Source organism: Geovibrio ferrireducens (assembly GCF_026226615.1).
GTDB classification, from domain to species: Bacteria; Chrysiogenota; Deferribacteres; order Deferribacterales; family Geovibrionaceae; genus Geovibrio; species Geovibrio ferrireducens.
In genome coordinates, this window is the sequence record NZ_JAJAPB010000002.1 from 31,972 (window position 1) to 49,843 (window position 17,872).

16 protein-coding genes and 1 tRNA gene are annotated in these 17,872 nt (G+C 46.6%); 8 read left to right on the plus strand and 9 right to left on the minus strand.

All coding sequences use genetic code 11. The annotated features are described in order from the left end of the window. Positions 1–48: 48 nt before the first annotated feature. The 7 genes from OSQ85_RS02135 to hypD all read left to right on the plus strand — a co-directional run bounded on the left by OSQ85_RS02135 (position 49) and on the right by hypD (position 7,861). The gene (locus tag OSQ85_RS02135) at positions 49–1,176 is read left to right on the plus strand and encodes a branched-chain amino acid ABC transporter substrate-binding protein (RefSeq protein WP_265821019.1); all 1,128 of its coding nucleotides are present in this window, start codon (positions 49–51) and stop codon (positions 1,174–1,176) included. 141 nt (positions 1,177–1,317) lie between these two features. Beyond that, positions 1,318–2,223 carry a branched-chain amino acid ABC transporter permease gene (locus tag OSQ85_RS02140; RefSeq protein WP_265821020.1) on the plus strand — a complete coding sequence of 302 codons (906 nt, stop codon included), beginning with the start codon at positions 1,318–1,320 and terminating at the stop codon, positions 2,221–2,223. Then, positions 2,223–3,170 (plus strand): branched-chain amino acid ABC transporter permease, encoded by a 948-nt coding sequence (locus OSQ85_RS02145; RefSeq protein WP_265821021.1) that lies wholly within the window; start codon positions 2,223–2,225, stop codon positions 3,168–3,170. Before OSQ85_RS02140 ends, OSQ85_RS02145 begins: the two co-directional genes overlap by 1 nt. Further along, complete coding sequence (locus OSQ85_RS02150; RefSeq protein ID WP_265821022.1) at positions 3,167–3,946, plus strand: ABC transporter ATP-binding protein; 780 nt, start codon at positions 3,167–3,169, stop codon at positions 3,944–3,946. Before OSQ85_RS02145 ends, OSQ85_RS02150 begins: the two co-directional genes overlap by 4 nt. Position 3,947: 1 nt before the next feature. Further along, positions 3,948–4,664: an ABC transporter ATP-binding protein gene (locus OSQ85_RS02155; RefSeq protein WP_265821023.1), complete on the plus strand. Its 717-nt coding sequence runs from the start codon at positions 3,948–3,950 to the stop codon at positions 4,662–4,664. Between the two features lie 58 nt (positions 4,665–4,722). Beyond that, positions 4,723–5,502, plus strand: a complete 780-nt coding sequence (locus OSQ85_RS02160; protein WP_265821024.1) for a glycyl-radical enzyme activating protein — start codon at positions 4,723–4,725, stop codon at positions 5,500–5,502. Between the two features lie 4 nt (positions 5,503–5,506). Next, positions 5,507–7,861: a trans-4-hydroxy-L-proline dehydratase gene (gene hypD, locus OSQ85_RS02165; protein WP_265821025.1), complete on the plus strand. Its 2,355-nt coding sequence runs from the start codon at positions 5,507–5,509 to the stop codon at positions 7,859–7,861. Positions 7,862–8,191: 330 nt separating this feature from the next. On the opposite strand, the gene OSQ85_RS02170 is transcribed toward hypD, so the two are convergent. The 7 genes from OSQ85_RS02170 to OSQ85_RS02200 all read right to left on the minus strand — a co-directional run bounded on the left by OSQ85_RS02170 (position 8,192) and on the right by OSQ85_RS02200 (position 14,519). Then, positions 8,192–9,052 (minus strand): DMT family transporter, encoded by an 861-nt coding sequence (locus tag OSQ85_RS02170; protein WP_265821026.1) that lies wholly within the window; start codon positions 9,050–9,052, stop codon positions 8,192–8,194. Positions 9,053–9,189: 137 nt separating this feature from the next. Further along, positions 9,190–9,263, minus strand: a tRNA-Pro gene (locus tag OSQ85_RS02175). Between the two features lie 408 nt (positions 9,264–9,671). Then, positions 9,672–10,649: a caspase family protein gene (locus tag OSQ85_RS02180; protein WP_265821027.1), complete on the minus strand. Its 978-nt coding sequence runs from the start codon at positions 10,647–10,649 to the stop codon at positions 9,672–9,674. A gap of 5 nt (positions 10,650–10,654) precedes the next feature. Then, positions 10,655–11,053, minus strand: a complete 399-nt coding sequence (locus tag OSQ85_RS02185; protein WP_265821028.1) for a TIR domain-containing protein — start codon at positions 11,051–11,053, stop codon at positions 10,655–10,657. Positions 11,054–11,380: 327 nt separating this feature from the next. Further along, complete coding sequence (gene larB, locus OSQ85_RS02190; protein WP_265821029.1) at positions 11,381–12,127, minus strand: nickel pincer cofactor biosynthesis protein LarB; 747 nt, start codon at positions 12,125–12,127, stop codon at positions 11,381–11,383. Then, positions 12,127–13,302: a nickel pincer cofactor biosynthesis protein LarC gene (larC, locus tag OSQ85_RS02195; protein WP_265821030.1), complete on the minus strand. Its 1,176-nt coding sequence runs from the start codon at positions 13,300–13,302 to the stop codon at positions 12,127–12,129. Before larC ends, larB begins: the two co-directional genes overlap by 1 nt. A 14-nt stretch (positions 13,303–13,316) precedes the next feature. After that, positions 13,317–14,519, minus strand: a complete 1,203-nt coding sequence (locus OSQ85_RS02200; protein WP_265821031.1) for an aldo/keto reductase — start codon at positions 14,517–14,519, stop codon at positions 13,317–13,319. Positions 14,520–14,830: 311 nt separating this feature from the next. On the opposite strand from OSQ85_RS02200, the gene OSQ85_RS02205 reads away from it, so the two are divergent. Then, positions 14,831–16,090 (plus strand): HD-GYP domain-containing protein, encoded by a 1,260-nt coding sequence (locus OSQ85_RS02205; protein ID WP_265821032.1) that lies wholly within the window; start codon positions 14,831–14,833, stop codon positions 16,088–16,090. Between the two features lie 26 nt (positions 16,091–16,116). On the opposite strand, the gene OSQ85_RS02210 is transcribed toward OSQ85_RS02205, so the two are convergent. Further along, complete coding sequence (locus tag OSQ85_RS02210; protein ID WP_265821033.1) at positions 16,117–16,554, minus strand: bifunctional nuclease family protein; 438 nt, start codon at positions 16,552–16,554, stop codon at positions 16,117–16,119. Next, a complete protein-coding gene (gene miaB / locus OSQ85_RS02215; protein ID WP_265821034.1) occupies positions 16,555–17,871 on the minus strand; it encodes a tRNA (N6-isopentenyl adenosine(37)-C2)-methylthiotransferase MiaB in 1,317 nt (438 codons plus the stop codon). Position 17,872 lies beyond the last annotated feature (1 nt).

A 17,872-nucleotide genomic window follows, 5' to 3' on the forward strand; every position in this document is an offset into this window, starting at 1 on the left:
TCAGACTATCGATTGATAGAATACAACACTAGTTAGCAGGAGGAAGCTATGAAAAAACTGTTTAGTCTGTCACTTATGCTGATGGTAAGTGCGTTTTTCGCTGTTGGGGCGTTTGCAGCCGACACCATCAAAATCGGAGTACAGGCACCTATCACAGGCGAGTATGCAAACGAAGGACAAGGTATTGACAACGCTGCAAGACTTCTTGCAGAACAGTACAACGCCAAAGGCGGACTGCTTGGCAAAAAACTTGAAGTTTTCACATGCGATGATGAAGCTCAGGCAATGAAAGCAGCTATCTGCGCCAAAGAACTCGTGGAAAAAGGCGTCATCATGGTTATCGGTTCTTATACTTCAAGCGCTGCTGAAGCTGCACAGAGAACCTACTACCGCGCAGGCGTTCTTCAGACAACTGACGGCACAAGCGACTCTCTCGTAAAAGAAGGCTACTGGACTTTCTTCAGAAACTCCAACCCCAACTCAGCCGCAGCTGAATTCACAGCAGACTACATGGTAAACGTTGCAAAATTCAAACGTATAGCAATCATCTCCGACCACTCCAGCTATGCATCAGGACTTGCTGACGCTGTTACCGCTGAAGTGAAAAAACTTAAAGGCAGCATAGTGTATTCCGGCAAAATCAAAGCTAACAGCCAGAACTTCACACCTGTTCTCACAAGCATCAAAGCCCTTAACCCCGATGTAATCTACTTCGCTGGCTACTATGCTGACGGCGGTCTTATCCGCGCTCAGCAGAAACAGCTTGGCATCAATGCTGAATTCATCGGCGGCGACGCTAACGACAACGTTGACTTCTTCAAACTTGCAGGCCCTGCCGCAAAAGATGCGAAAATAATCAACGTTCCCACTCCCGACATGCTTCCTTATGACAGCGCGAAAAAATTCCTCGCTGCATACAAAGCAAAATACGGAAAAGAAATTCCTTCTATATGGTCTCTGCTGAACGCTGACGGTATGCTTGCATTCCTTACAGCAATCGAAAAACTTCAGACTACAGATACCAAAAAAATCTCTGACTGGCTGCACAAAAACGAACTTAACGGCTATTCAGGCAAACTTAAATGGGACACAAGAGGCGAGCGTATAGGCTCTACCTTCATGGTTTACAACATCAATGCTGATGGCAGCTACGGCGTTGCATACCCCAAACAGTAACAACCATTTCCACAAAATACAGGGCGGCGCATGCCGCCGCCCTTTTTACTCATTATTCCCATAGGGGGTTTCATCTTTCTAGGTAAAGGAAAGATACTTGCTTCCCTATACTTAGAATGACGAAATATTAAGGAAAAGCGTATGGATATATTTCTTCAGCAGGTAGTCAACGGTTTAATAATCGGCAGCATTTATGCTCTGGTAGCCCTCGGCTATACAATGGTTTACGGAGTTATGAAGCTCATTAACTTCGCACACGGCGATCTCGTTGCCTTATCGGCCTACATCGGTCTTATGTTTTACACTCAGCTTATAGGCATGGGTGTTATGCCACAGTCCATGGTGGTTATTATGGTATTTGTGCTGACGGCAATTGTCGCTGCCGCTGTTGCGCTGCTTGTTGAGAGAGTGGCATACAGACCGCTGCGCAATGCACCGCGGCTTTCTGCGGTTGTTTCAGCCCTCGGCGCATCTATGATGATCCAGAACGGCATAATGCTTATCTGGGGTCCCAACATAACAATCTTTCCATCTGACATCCTTCCGGCAGCAAGCTGGACAATATACGGCATAACAATAACATTTGTTCAGGCCGCAATGATAATAATCACATTGCTTCTTATGGTTTCCCTCACTCTCTTCATCAACTACACCAAAATGGGAACAGCCATCAGAGCCAGCGCCATCAATCAGGATGTGGCAAAGCTGATGGGTATAAATGTGAACATGATAATAATGATCATCTTCGTGGTCGGCGCTGTTCTCGGCTCCGTTGGCGGTCTTTTTATAGGAATGTACTACAGGGGAATCAGCTTCAACCTTGGATGGATTTACGGCCTTAACGCTTTCATAGCCGCAATTCTGGGCGGTATAGGGAACATTCCCGGCTCCATGGTGGGCGGCTATCTCCTCGGTCTTTTCACCGCTCTCATTGCAGGGTATGTTTCATCCACATGGGCAGAGGCGTTCACTTTCATTCTGCTTATCCTCATACTTATTGTGCGCCCCACAGGAATCCTCGGCGAGCGCGTAGCGGAGAAAGTATAATGAAAAACAAAGCAATAATCGGATACGCGATCCTTTTCGCAGTTCTGGCTCTTTTCCCGCTGGTGAACGACCCCAGATGGCTTACGGTGATAACTACCTTCTGCATATATTCCGTGGTGGCACTCAGCCTTGACATAGTTCTCGGCCGCGCCGGAATGTTTGACATGGGGCACGCGCTGTTCTTCGGTCTCGGCGCTTATATTACGGCAATCATGAATGTTCACTTCGGGCTTAATGTCCTTTTTGCCATCCCAGTGGTAATAGTTATTCCCGCTCTTTTTGCCATTGTGCTTTCCACTCCCATTGTTCACCTCAGGGGCGATTATCTCCTTGTTGCGACAATAGGCATGAACATAGTGTTTGAACAGGCTCTTAAAAATGACCTTTTCGGGCTTACAGGCGGCCCTAACGGAATATTCGGGCTTGATGCAAAAGTGTTCGGTTTTTATCTGGACGACAGTCTCACAATATACTACATAGCGTTCTTCCTTCTCCTTATCACGCTTCTGCTGATCAGAAACCTTGAAAAAAGCAAGGTGGGCAGAGCACTTCATTATATTCAGGAAGACCCCATAGCGGCGGAAAGCTTAGGGATCAGCACAAGGTTCTACCGTGTTTTCTCATTCGCACTGGGCGCTGCCATTGCCGGTCTTGCCGGTTTCGTATTCTCCATTCAGTACGCTGCCGTCAGCCCTGAGGCATTCAACTTTATGACATCGGTAATATTCTTCGCCATCATTCTTGTGGGCGGAAAAGCATCAATCCCCGGAATTCTGGCCGGAACATTCATAATGTTCGTTCTCCCCGAAATATTCAGGGAGTTCGCCACGGCAAGGTACTTTGTATTCGGATTTGCGATGGTGGTGTCCATGATACTCCGTCCGGAAGGAATGCTCCCCGCAAAATACGGCAGACTGCCGAAATACGTAACGGAGGATAAGGCATGAGTCTGCTTGAGCTTAAAAACGTTACTAAGGTTTTCGGCGGCGTTGTCGCTATGGATAAGCTCTCCTTTAAGGTTGAGGAGGGGGATATATACGGGATAATAGGCCCCAACGGTGCGGGAAAAACCACTGCGTTCAACTGCATCACCGGGATTTACAAACCTGAGGAAGGCGAAATAATCTGGAAAGGCGAAAACATAGCCGGAATGCACCCCTGTGACATAGCAGGAAAAGGCATTGTACGCACATTCCAGAACATACGCCTCTTCGGTAAGATGAGCGTTGCGGAGAATATTATCTCCGGCCGCCATCAGAAATCAAAACAGACATGGTTTCAGGGACTTTTCAGCACCCCCTTCTACAGAAAGGATGAAAAGGAAAACTGGCTGAAAGTCAAAGAGATCATGAAATTCATGGGGCTTTTGGAATACGCCACAATCCCCACCCAGTCACTTGCTTACGGCATACAGAGGCGGGTGGAGATAGGCAGAGCCCTTGCAACCGACCCGGAACTCCTCATTCTTGACGAACCGGCAGCGGGGCTGAATGAGAAAGAAACGCATGAGCTTATGGAGCTCATAAAGAAAATCAAGGAATCAGGCATTACAATACTTCTGATAGAGCATGACATGGATATGGTTATGCAGCTTGTAAACAAGATTACTGTAATTAACTTCGGCAAAAAAATAAGCGAAGGAGATCCTGACTTCATACAGAACGACCCGGTGGTTATTGAAGCTTACCTCGGCAGCGAGGATGATGACGAGGAGGCAAACTGACATGGCAGAAAAACTCTTGGAAGTTAAAGACCTTTTTGTCAATTACGGAAGTATTCAGGCCATAAAAGGGATCGGCTTTGAAGTGAATAAAGGGGAGATTGTCTCCATACTCGGTGCGAACGGCGCAGGTAAATCAACCACTCTTCGCACAATAAGCGGCCTTATTAAGCCGAAAGCAGGGCAGATTCTCTACAAGGATGCTGATCTCGCCAAAATGCCCGCCCACAAGATAGTAAGGCAGGGTGTTTCCCACTCGCCCGAAGGCCGTCAGGTTTTCGGCACGCTCACGGTGGAAGAGAATATTAAAATCGGCGCTTTCGTGAAAAGCAGCATAGATAAAGACACTCTGGACTGGATATACGCCCTCTTCCCCAGACTTCTGGAAAGGCGCAAACAGCTTGCCGGAACTCTCTCCGGCGGTGAGCAGCAGATGCTTGCCATCTCCAGAGCGCTCATGTCCAAGCCTCAGCTTCTTCTTCTGGATGAGCCCTCGCTCGGCATAGCGCCTATACTTGTTAAGATGATTTTTACTGCGATAAAAGAGATTTCTAAAACAGGCGTTACTGTTCTCCTTGTTGAACAGAATGCAAAAGCCGCACTCAAACTGGCGGACAGAGGCTATGTTCTTGATGTGGGCAAGGTGACAATCTCAGGCAATGCCTCAGACCTGCTCAACGACCCCAAGGTTCAGGAAGCATATCTCGGCAAGAAAAAGTAGAAAAACAGTTAATTTAAGATTGTTTTAGTCTCTTTTGAGGTGTATAATAAAAGGTATAGTGTTTGACATAAAGAAATATGCGATCCATGACGGCCCCGGAATCCGTTCAACGGTATTTTTAAAGGGCTGTCCGCTCTCCTGCATTTGGTGTCACAACCCGGAGAGCAAGGGCTTTGCCATTGAGCAGATAAAGAAGGAACTGAAGCTTGACGGCAAAGTTCTGGAAAGCATGGAGACCGTAGGAAAGGAGATGACCGTCAGAGAAGTCATGGAGGAGATCGAAAAAGACATTCTCTTCTATGAGGAATCAGGCGGCGGGGTAACCTTTTCCGGAGGCGAGGCTTTTGTTCAGCATGAGTTTCTGCTGGCTCTCCTGAAAAGCTGTAAGGAAAAAGGGATAAAAACCTGCGTGGATACCTCAGGCTATGTTAACAGAGGCATACTTGAAAAGGCCATTCCCCTCACTGACCTGTTTCTTTATGACATAAAGCTCATGGATGATGGGCTGCACAAAAAATACTGCGGTGTGCCGAACGGACAAATCCTTGATAACTTCCGTGTCATATTCGAAAGCGGCACGGAAGTGAGACTGAGGTTCCCTGTTATCCCCACTATCACGGATACGGAAGACAACCTCAGAAAAACGGCGGAGTTCGCGGCACAGTTCCCCGGAGTTCCGCTGGATCTCCTTCCCTATCATAAGATCGGAAAGGACAAATACCGCAGATTAGGACAGGAATACCTTATGGGCGGCATAGAAAAGCCGTCTGACGAATATATGCACCAAATTGCCGCTTTCTTCAACGGATACGGCATAAGGACCAAAATAGGAGGCTAAGCATATGACTGACAGGATTAAAAGACTCCGCGAAGAGAGCCTTGACGCAGTCCCCACTATTTCTTCTGAAAGGGGAGTTTTGTTAACAGAGTTTTTTAAAAGCGGTGAGGCGGACGGTCTGTCTGTTCCTGTTCAGCGAGCGAAAGCCTTCCACTACATAATGGCAAACAAGGAGCTTTACTTTCAGGACGGCGAACTCATAGTCGGCGAAAGAGGCCCAGCACCCAAGGCTACACCCACCTACCCTGAGGTGTGCATACATTCCAAAGAGGATTTTGACATCCTTCACTCAAGACCGAAGGTCTCCTTCAAAGTTGATGAGCAAAACAGAAAACTCCACGATGATATTGTCTTCCCGTTCTGGTCGGGCAAATCTCACAGGGAGAAAGTTCTTGAGCACATGACAGATGAATGGATGAATGCCTATGAAGCCGGTGTTTTTACTGAGTTTCAGGAACAGAGAGCGCCCGGACATACGGTTCTCGGCAAAAAAATATTCAGAACAGGGCTTAACGGACTGAAAGAGGAAGTCAGACAGGCTATTAAAGAGCTCGACTTCTTTAACGATCCCGAAGCCTTCAATAAAAATGAAGAACTCAAGGCAATGCTCATCGCCGCAGATGCTGTCATAAACTTCGCTGAGCGCAATGCTCAGGCACTGAAAGAGATGGCAGATAAGGAAAAAGACCCCAAACGCAAGCTTGAGCTTCAGGAAATGAGCGTGGTCTGCTCCAAAGTTCCCGCAAACGCTCCGGAAAACTTCTGGGAGGCATTGCAGCTTTACTGGTTCGTGCATATCGGTGTAATAACCGAAACCAACCCATGGGATGCCTTTAACCCCGGCAGGCTTGACCAGCATCTTTATCCCTTCTACAAAGCGGATATAGAATCAGGCAAACTCACGGAGGAAGGCGCCAAGGAACTGCTCCACTCATTCTGGATCAAGTTCAACAACCACCCTGCCCCCCCGAAAGTGGGCATAACAGCCAAGGAATCCAACACCTACACAGACTTCGCCCTCATTAATTTGGGCGGCGTAAAAGAGGACGGCTCCGACGGAGTTAACGAACTCTCATACGTGCTCCTTGATGTTATTGAGGAGATGAGGCTTCTCCAGCCCAGCTCAATGGTGCAGATCTCCAAAAAAACACCTGACAGATTCCTGAAAAGGGCTCTGCATATCATAAAAACAGGCTTCGGCCAGCCCTCCATATTCAACACGGATGCGATCATTCAGGAGCTTATGCGTCAGGGGAAAGATATAGTTGATGCCAGAAACGGCGGCGCATCAGGCTGCGTTGAATCGGGCGCATTCGGGACGGAAGCATACATCCTCTCCGGCTATTTCAACCTGTCCAAAATACTTGAGCTCACCATCTACGGCGGGTATGACAAATATACTCAGAAACAGATCGGGCTTGATATTCCTGCTGACTTCAAATCCTTTGAAGATCTCATGGAAGCCTATAAAAAGCAGCTTAACTACTTCATAGACATCAAAATACGCGGCAATATAGTTATTGAGCGTCTTTTTGCCGAATACATCCCCGTGCCTTTCCTCTCCATACTCACTGAGGACTGCATCAAAAACGGCATGGATTACAATGACGGCGGCGCAAGGTACAACACCACATATATTCAGGGTGTGGGTCTCGGTTCTGTGACAGACTCCCTCGCATCGCTGAAATATAATGTTTACGATCAGCAGATAATCAGCCTTGATGAAATGAAAAAGGCTCTGGACGCAGACTTCGCAGGATATGACGAACTGCGTGCCCAGTTCCTTGAAAATACGCCCAAATACGGCAATGACGATGACTATGCAGATGATCTGATGCGCATGGTTTTTGAAATCTTTTTTGAATCAGTAAACGGCAGACCGAACACAAGGGGCGGAGTGCACAGAATCAACCTTCTGCCCACCACCTCTCACGTGTATTTCGGCAGCGTTATAGGCGCACTGCCGGACGGACGAAGGAAAGGCATTCCCCTTTCGGAAGGCATATCCCCGGTTCAGGGTGCGGACAGACACGGACCCACGGCTGTTATAAAATCAGCCTCCAAAATCGACCACCTGCGCACAGGCGGCACTCTGCTTAATCAGAGATTCGCTAAGGAATTTATGTACACTGAGGAAGGCATAGACAACGTTTGCAGGCTCGTCCGTTCATACTTCCGTATGGACGGCCACCACATTCAGTTTAACGTTGTGGATGAAAAAATACTCAGGGAAGCTCAGACCAAACCTGAAAACTACAGAGACCTTATTGTAAGAGTCGCCGGCTACTCCGACTACTTCGTTGACATAACCGACGAATTACAGGAAGAGATCATCAGAAGGACAGAGCACCAGCATTAACACATTCCCATGACGGGAACGCGCCGTGCGGAGCGAAGGCGGGTTTACCCCGCCGCGAGCGTGTGGGTAAAAAACACAGGATGTAGTTTTTTACCCCATAAAATAGACGAGTTGCAGGAAGAGATCATAAGAAGGACAGAGCATCAGCATTAACACATTCCCATGACGGGAATGTGCCGTGCGGGCAAAAAATGACACATAGCTGTGTCACTGCGAGGAGATGAAGCGACGAAGCAGTCTCTGAATATACAGAGAGATTGCTTCACACTTTCAGGGGTTCGCAATGACGCAGACAGCTAAACCTCCCTCAATCGGGAGGTTTTTTTATGCCTAAGCCCTGCTTTTTATTATAAGGATGGCTATGCCCAGAAACAGGCAGGTGATGCCCATTCCGACCATGAAATTGATCTTTTCGCCGACAAGGAATATGCCGAGAATAGTTGCCGTAAGCGGTTCCACCAGCGAAAGAGTGGCAGTTGCGGAAACCGAAACAGTCCTGAGTCCTTTCGCAAACAGTATATATGACGCGGTTGTGGTTATAAGCCCCAAATGAACAGCAACCGCCGCGCCCTGCCAGCTCATAATCCAGCCTGTTTCAGAAACAAAAAGAATCGGCGAAAGCAGTACCGCACCCAGAAAAAATATTAAACCCACTGCGGCAGTTCCGTTATGATCCTTTATAAGCAACTTGGTGAGAAGCGCATAAAGCGCATAGGAGAACCCCGCCCCGAAGGCGCATATTATTCCCGGCAGACTGATCTGTATATCCCCGCCGCCGGAAAGTGCAAGGAGCGCACATCCCAGAATAGCGAGGGCTGAGGAAACGTACCACCGCATCCTGATTTTTTCATGAAGAATGAAATAGCCCAGAATACCCGCGCTGACAGGTGCGGAACCTATTGCGACTATGGTTCCCACTGCAACTCCGGTGAGCTTGACCCCTGTGAAAAAGGTAACCTGATACGCCGCAACAGCAAGCCCTCCCAAAAGCACATGAAGCCTGTTCCAGGGCGCACCGCCCTTGAAGCTGCCGGAAAAAACAGCAAGCAGAAGAAGTCCTGTTCCGCCTACCAGAAGTCTGAAAGCCCCGACTGTCATGGGGGATGCCCCTTCAGGGGCAAAAAACTGCGCAGTGCCTGTAGTTCCCCAGAGAACCGCCGCCGCTATGATAAAAAAAACGCCTTTGCTCATAAAAATACCTTATATTTTAAACAATTAGTAACATTAGGAGAATATTCTCTTTAAGAATTAAAAGCAACATTAAAGAATATAGGATAATTTTGAGCACAAAAAAAAGCCGATCGCATACGCAATCGGCTTTTCAGAAATCGGGATGACAGGATTTGAACCTGCGACCACACCCACCCCAAGGGTGTACGCTACCAAGCTGCGCTACATCCCGCACTCTTTCCTGTTGGGGAATCCGTTTATATCAAAGAGAATAAGGTTAGTCAATAGCTTTTCTGTGTTTATGTAAAATTGTCCCATTTAATGTCGAAAACCCAGCTTGTGCCCACTTTCGCACCCTGTTAGGGTGTACGCTCAGACCTCAATAGCACTCCATCTGGATGGCACGTCAGCAACATGTTTACAAAGCTATTCAGAGAAGTCGGCTTACATCAGTTCACTGGAACGTATATTTTCCGCTATACGGTGATAAGCCTGCTTATCTGTGAAGGGTGTACCGCCGAACAGGTAGCTCTAGCTGTAGGGCACGCTACGCCAGACACAACTATGAAAATATATGCAAAAATCCATTCAGAATATAAGCGGGAAATATTCAGTAAGTTATCGTATTGAGATTAAAATATTAGATTAGCTTCTTATCTACTAAATCCCAATAAAATTCTCCTAATGTTGTTAAACGACAAGATTTACTTTCCATTGCAGCAAAGTACATATGATCCGCCCCTTCTGGTACAATTAAGTTAAGTCTATTCAATTTTTGGAGTAATTTAAATATTTCTTCTTTGTTTTTATTTCCCTCATCTGGACCTTTGAAAATAGCTTGATTTTTTGTAGGTTCGAAATCAGGATCAAGTTCAATCATTAGACTTTTATCGGAAAAAAGCTGGTACATTCTTCTCAAATCATCATGACTTACATTAGCAACAGATTTTCTTAGCCATACAAATTCACTTACATTAGTTTTGAACACAGGACGCTGATCCCATGCCCCCAATGATTTATCAATGTGTGCGTACACTGAACCCATAGTTATTTCACCAAAGAGATTAGCCGCACTTCCTGATAATGCATCAACAAATAGTTTTGTAAAAACACCTGAACCGTGCTTTTCCATAGAATACTGTTCTCTGGTTGCAGCAGCAAGAATTGTAATACCTGTTGGAAGAATTGACCCATCAATAAATGGGGTTTCACCTGCTATCCCTGCATAGCAACAATCTAATATTATTATCTTATTCCTAGCTTTCGAATTAGATGCAGAGTGCAACAAATAGGTCATGGGAACGCCATCATCACCGCTTTTAATTTCTGATGAAGATAAAAAGCCCCCTACTTGAGTTTTGGCAGCATGACCAGAAAAGTAGAATAAAGCAACACTTGGTTCCCCTGCAAACACATCATCAATACATGATTGCAAATATACTTTAGTTAAATGGTTGTCACAATTGTTACTTATCTCAAGACGTACATCGAAATTGCGTGTACCATCTGCGTTTCTTTCAAGTAGAGATGCCATTGAAATTGCATCGTTGACACATCCATGCAAACATGGAGCGTGTGTATAGTAGTCATTTCCAATTATAATTGCTTTTCTTGGCATTTCATTCACCTGCACAACTCTTGTATAGCTTTAACAATAGATGTTGTTTGCCACTTGACAATTTTATCAGCATTATCTTTTACAGTTCTTGATGTGCGTTCACTTCCCCAGTATTCTATTGCAATAATTGGCTTGTTCATGTCATTTGCTATTTCAATCTCAATATTTATCCATTTGCTATAAGTTGCATAGACACCAGCAAGGATTAGCACACAACTAACTCCTCTCATTTTTGCTTCAATCGCTTCTTTTAACTCTCTATCTGTCTTACTATGCACAGGATCATTTTTGGGAACTGAGTGGTTAAAATATTCAAAATTATGAGCGCCATTGAGGAGTTTAATTAACCCATCGTACTTATCTGAGTAACTCCATGAATGACTAATAAAAAGTCTGTAAGTCATAATTGTATCCCCCTGTGTTTTTATGTTTAGTATAAAAAGAAATCAACTAACCGTCAATAAGCTTCAAAGAGAATATTTATAGAAATTCAAAATAAGCATACGATAACTAAAGCTACTTTTATCCTTAGTTTTTCTTGATTTCAGTACTCAGTTACGTTAGAAACACTTAAACAAGAAAGGGCAACCACACCCACCTCAAGGGTGTACGCTACCAAGCTGCGCTACACCTCGTTACTCTAGCTTTTCTGTATTTATGTAAAAATGTTCCGTTTTGTCTTGAAAATGCCGGAGTACCCCTCCTGAGCCATTTTTCTGAGGTAACTGCATTCACCCTTGAGTAGAATTTATAATCCGCATTGCGGCACACGCGGCGCCGAAGCCGTTGTCTATATTAACCACTGTTATCCCGCCTGCGCATGAGGTCAGCATGCCCAGCAGAGCGGAGATTCCGCCGAATGCCGCTCCGTAACCCACAGAAGTGGGCACGGCGATCACCGGCTGGGAAACAAGGCCGCCTACAACACCAGCCAGCGCGCCTTCCATTCCCGCTGTGACAATAATCACCCTCGCTTTGCGTATATCCTCCAGCTTATCAAAAAGCCGGTGTATGCCCGCAACCCCCACATCAGAAATAAGTTCTGCCCTGCACCCGAACATGCGGCAGGTGACAAGCGCCTCCTCTGCAACAGGCAGATCGGATGTTCCGGCGGTGATTATGCGGATTTCGCCTTCTTTGTAGTGTATTGCATCCTTAATAAAACTCAGGGTGCGTCCAAGCTTATTGTACTCAGCACCGGGACAGGTTTTCATCACATACTCCGCCGTCTCAGCGGAAACGCGGGTGGCAAGCACATTGCATTTATCCTTGAGCCCGCAGAAAATATCCCCGACCTGCTCCGGAGTTTTGTTTTCTGCGTAAATAACTTCGGGAAACCCGTTCCGGAGCTCTCTGTGAAGGTCAAACTTGGTATGCCCCACATCGGCGTATGGAAGATCGCGCAGTTTCGCCAGCCCCTCCTCCACACTCGTCCCGCCTTCTTTTATGCTGTTTAGGAGTTCTCTCAGCCTGTCCATTATTTCCTGCACTTCCCTATCTGCGTGTAAACTTCCCCAAGGGGGATTCCGTGCTGTTCAGCCAGCTTTCTGCAATCCTCAAATTCCGGTTTGGAGCGGATTATTTTTCCGTCCATAACGGCATTTTTCATCGCTACCGTGCCGAGGGGTGTTTCCAGCTTTTCAAATGATATTTCAAGCGTGTCTTTGCGTACCAGCGTGCTTTTTATGCCCAGTGTTGTTGTATGGAGAAAAAGAAGCTTCCTGAAACGGGCTGCATCCTCTTCCGGGCATAAGACGGAAACTGTAACGGCAGGGCGGTTTTTCTTCATGATAATCGGTGTAAAATGCACATCAGACGCACCCTCTTCCATCAGAAGATCCATGGCTGCGCCCAGCATTTCAGGCGTCATATCGTCTATATTGCATTGCAGAAGAACAGCCTCACCTTTCAGACCGCTTTCGGCCTCAGCAAGAAAAACACGGAGAACATTCGGCACTTCGTTATCATTATGCCCTATTCCGTAGCCTGTTTTCTGTATGGTAAAGCCTGACACACCGCAGAATTTATCCGTTAATGCCGTCAGAATCGCCGCCCCGGTGGGTGTGCAGGTTTCTTTATTAACCTTGCCGAGGGTAACAGGCACACCCTTCAAAATCTCCGCTGTTGCCGGTGCGGGCACAGGCATAAGCCCGTGGGCACATTTAACCATACCTCCGCCCAGCTCCACAGCCGAGGAACGCACCTCATCAACACCGAGTGCATGGAAGCATATGGCAGCGCCAACTATATCCACTATAGAGTCTGTGGCTCCCACTTCATGGAAGTGTACTTCGTACACCTCTTTTCCGTGCACTTTGGCTTCGGCTTCGGCAACTTTGAGGAAAATATTCAGAGCGGTACTCTTCACCCTGTCATCCAGTGCGCTGCCGTTGATCACAGCTTCTATATCCTTCAGATTCCGGTGATGATGGTGATGCCTGTGATCATGATGATGTTTCAGCACGACATCAACCCTTGTCCCTGAGATGCCTTTGCGCATGTCCCTGCATGTTCTGAGCTCAAATTCTCCATCAAGGCCTAGTTTTGAAAGCTCAGCACGGAGAAAATCCGCATCCACACCGAGATCTATCATGGCGGCAAGGTTCATATCCCCGCTGATGCCTGAAAAACAGTCGTAATATAATATCTTCATGCCGCCTCCGGCTTTTATCTTTTAAGGCTGTCCACAAACATTTTTATCACTCCTGCCGAGCGCTCCTCAAATCCCTCGCCCTCAAACTCTGCGGCAACTTCCTTAAGCACATCGGGAATGGGTATGAACTGCGGACATTTGTCAATGCATTCCCCGCAGGAAACGCACATTGATGCATACCCCTTTTGCCCTTCCGCCATAATGCCGCTGAGGCCGAGAATGTAATGGAAGCTTGCACCTTCCATCCCGGTAAGGAAGGCGAGGTTGTAGCAGTTAAAAGCTCCCGGAATATCCACACCGACAGGACACGGCATACAGTAGCCGCAGCCTGTGCAGCCAACTTTCATAAGCTCCTTATACTTCTTACCGACACGGTCTATTATATTAAGTTCTTTTTCACTAAGCGAATCCGGAAATGAGCCGCAGGCGGAGGCGATATTCTCGTCTATGTGAGTCTCCTCATTCATGCCGGAGATTATAACCTTTACCTCCGGGTGGCTCCATATCCAGCGGAGTGACCAGTCCACATGGCTGCGCTTTGTGTCCGCCTCGTCCCATATCTGCTGAATCTCAGCGGGAGGAGTGGCAGCGAGATAGCCGCCCCGGAGAGGTTCCATGACGATAAGCCCCAGACCTTTTGAGGCAGCGTATTTGAGACCTGCTGTGCCCGCCTGAAATTCCTGATCGAGAAAGTTGTACTGTATCATGCAGAAATCCCAGTCATAGCTGTCAACTATCGGAGCGAAATCCGCCCCCTGACCATGGAAAGAGAAGCCTGCATTCACAATACGGCCGTCTTTTTTTGCCTGATCCAGAAACTCCCTTACTCCGAGATCCTTCACTGTTTTCCACAGTGTTCCGTTCAGGGTATGAACAAGGTAATAATCTATTTTATCAGTGCCGAGTTTATCAAGCTGGGCATTAAGATACTTGTCCATATCCGCTCTGCTCTCAAGCAGCCATGAGGGAAGCTTGGTCGCCAGCTTCACCTTTTCACGGTATCCGTCTTTAAGGGCTTTTCCAAGGACAATTTCGCTCTCACCGCCGTGATAAGGCCATGCGGTGTCCACGTAGTTCACTCCTCTGTCTATGGCACTGCGTATCTGGCTGATGGCTCTTTCCTCATCCACTCTGCCGTTCTTCATCGGCAGACGCATACACCCGAAGCCGAGAGCAGAAAGCTCATCGCCCGATTTCGGCATTGTTCTGTACTGCATAAAACACCTTCTGATTTTAACTGAATTGTACACACGCACATTGCGTATCTGAACTTAAGTTTATGATTAATTGTAATAAATGCAGAAATGATTGCAATATACGTTTCTGTCTTAATATTGCCTGTTTCTGCATTCCGGTGCTTGCCCTGAAAGCAAATTAGGATTAAAATGGTTTTATTCACCTGTTCAAAGCAACATTTGTTTTATATCTCCCGCTTTTTGTGTATAATGCTTTATGTTACTTTTAACAAAACAGAAAATATAGTCAGAAACAATTATAAAATATATTTTTTTACGCTTTGAGGGCAAAAATGGTCAGGAATCTGCTCATAAGAGTTTCAGATTTAAAACCGGGCATGATCGTAACTAAAACAGATAAGGAAGGGATCTACTTTCCTTATTACGGGGCACCCATAGAAAATGATGAACCCATAAAGCTCCTGATCGAATCAGGTGTGGAGAGGGTCTTCATACGTGTTGATGTTAATGATCTGCCCGCCGAAAAAAAGCCTGAGCGTGAAAGCGTTATCATCACCGAGCTGCAAAAGCAGACCGATCCCAACATTGATTTCAGCATTATCAAAGAGTTTGCCCCTACAATAGAAGAGGTTATAAAAGCCGAAACCATACATAAAAGAACAAAAGAGGTCACGAAAAAAGTCCTCACAGATGTGCGGATGGGTAAAACGCTGGACACGTCAGCAACAAAAGAGGTAGTGAACGAGCTTGTGCTTACCTGCCTGAACAGCCCGAATGTTTTCCCTAATATGACAAGGCTTAAGGACTTTGATGACTACACATTCACCCACTCGCTCAATGTAAGCATAATAAGCATAGCCATAGGCCGCAGACTGGGGAAATCGCCTTCCGAGCTTAATCTGATAGGCACAGCGGGGATTATGCATGATCTGGGCAAAATGAAAATCCCCGAAAAGATACTCAACAAGCCGGACAAGCTCACGGACGAAGAGTTCCGCATTATGAAACAGCACCCCGTGCGCGGTTATGATCTGCTTAAATACTATTCCAAGCTGCCGGAAGATGTTCTGCTTTCGGTTTTGCAGCACCATGAAAAAGCGGACGGTTCAGGCTATCCCGGCGGAATAAATGAAAAACAGATTAACCCGATGGCAAAAATAATCGCAATTGCCGATGTTTACGATGCTGTCACCAGTGACAGGGTGTATCATCAGGGCAAATCACCCGCAGAAGCCCTCAAGCTTATTTTTGAAGGTTCGGGCAAGCACTTTAACGAAACTCTGGTCAAATTCTTCATAAATATCATGGGCATATACCCTGTAGGCACACTTACAATGCTTGATACCCATGAAATGGCCGTAGTTTTTGACAGCAGGCAGGATGATATATTAAAACCTGTGGTGATTGTGATCAGCAATGAAAAAGGAACTCGTGTTCAGCCTTATCTTCTGGATCTGAAAAATCAGGACAGCAGCACTTCAACTAAAAAGATTATTTCATCAATAAAAAGCGACAGCTACGGCGTGGACACGAACGGAATAATTGAATCGTTCGTAAAGGAACATAAACTCGCCCACCCCCTGAACAAATAGAGCGGGCGCAAACACAGGTATAGAGATTACTTGCAGCAGTTGCCCTTCTTCTCAAAGCAGAGTTTTCTGTCCCTGAACTTTTCAAAAAGGATTCTCTTCGCAACATAAACCGGAACTTTTGAAAGGAGTGCAAAACGCACAGCATCGGAGGGTCTGGCATCCACAGAGCGTTCCTCTCCGTTTACAATGATAAAAACCTTGGAAGTAAAAACTCCGTCCTCATAGCCGTCAATGACAACCCTTTCAGGAAATGCACTGCCCAGAGAAGAAAGTATATCCGTGGTAATGCCGAATATACTCAGATTCTCAGCTTCTTTACCGCAAAGAAGCGAATGCAGGGTATTCGCGCTCTCCTCTCCCACGGGTATGGGCAAAATTTCCAGACCCGAAACTGATTCAAGCAGAATCATGCATCTGCCTGTAAGCGGCTCCCGCATAACACACTTTAAGCCGACTTCTATCATTTAATCCTCCGCTGCCTCACCGAAAAAACTGTTGGGTTTCGCTTCATTTATTATAACATCAGTAATATCGCCCACGGATAAAACTTTGCTGCTGGTAAAATTTACTACCCTGTTCTGCCTGTTTCTTCCTGTATACACACCGCCGTCACGTTTGCTGAAGCCTTCGGTCATAACCTCAACCCTTCTGCCTGTGTAGCTTTCGGATATTTCCGCGCTGATTTTCTTCTGCAAATCAAGCAGACGGGCTAGACGCATTTTTTTGTCAGCGGGCTTTACATCATCCTCCAGACTTTCCGCCTTAGTTCCGGGGCGGACAGAGTAGGCGAAGGCGAACAGCGATTCATAGCGGATCTCCTCCAGTGCGGCGAGTGTTTTTTCAAAGTCTTCCGCTGTTTCACCGGGAAAGCCGACAATAAAATCAGAAGAAAGAGCAAGCGAAGGGACAAGTTCCTTGGCTCTCAGCACCTTATCTCTGTATTCCTCGTAAGTGTATTTTCTGTTCATACGTTTCAGAACCCCGCTGCTTCCTGCCTGCAAGGGTAAATGCAGACTTTCGCATACCTTGTCCAGATCACGCATGGCGTATATAAGCTCATCGGAAAAATCCTTGGGGTGCGAGGTGACAAACCTGATCCTCTCGATCCCGCTTATATCATGCACCTTATATAAAAGTTCCGTAAAATTAATATTTTCGTCAAGGTTTTTTCCGAATGAGTTCACATTTTGTCCCAGGAGGGTTATCTCCTTGACCCCTTTGTCAGCGAGGAATTTTACCTCATCCAGAATTTCCGCGGAGTGTCTGCTTTTCTCACGTCCGCGGACATAAGGCACTATGCAGTAAGAGCAGAAGTTATCACACCCTTTCATTATAGTCACAAAGGAACTGTGCCCCGCCTGCCGTCCGAACACGGGAACCTTAAGCTCGCCCCCTTCAAACTCGGTGTAGCAGACCTTCTCCCCATTCTCCACCATCTCTACAGCCTCACCAATGCGGGCGATAGCATCCGTTCCCAGAACAAAGTCAGTCTGCGGATAACGCTTAAGCAGGGCTTCACCGTCCTGCTGCGCCACACATCCGCAGACACCGATTTTGAGGTTCGGGTTTTTCTTCCTGATTTTCTTAAGTCTCCCCAGTTCGCTGGATACTTTATGGTGGGGTTTTTCCCTCACGCTGCATGTATTTAAAAGTGCGTAATCAGCTTCTTCCGGTGTTTCCGCCTGAGTAAAGCCCATGGCGGAGAAGAAGGAAGCCAGCCTTTCCGAGTCGTACTCATTCATCTGGCATCCGTATGTGCTTATGTAAAAACTTCTGCTCAAA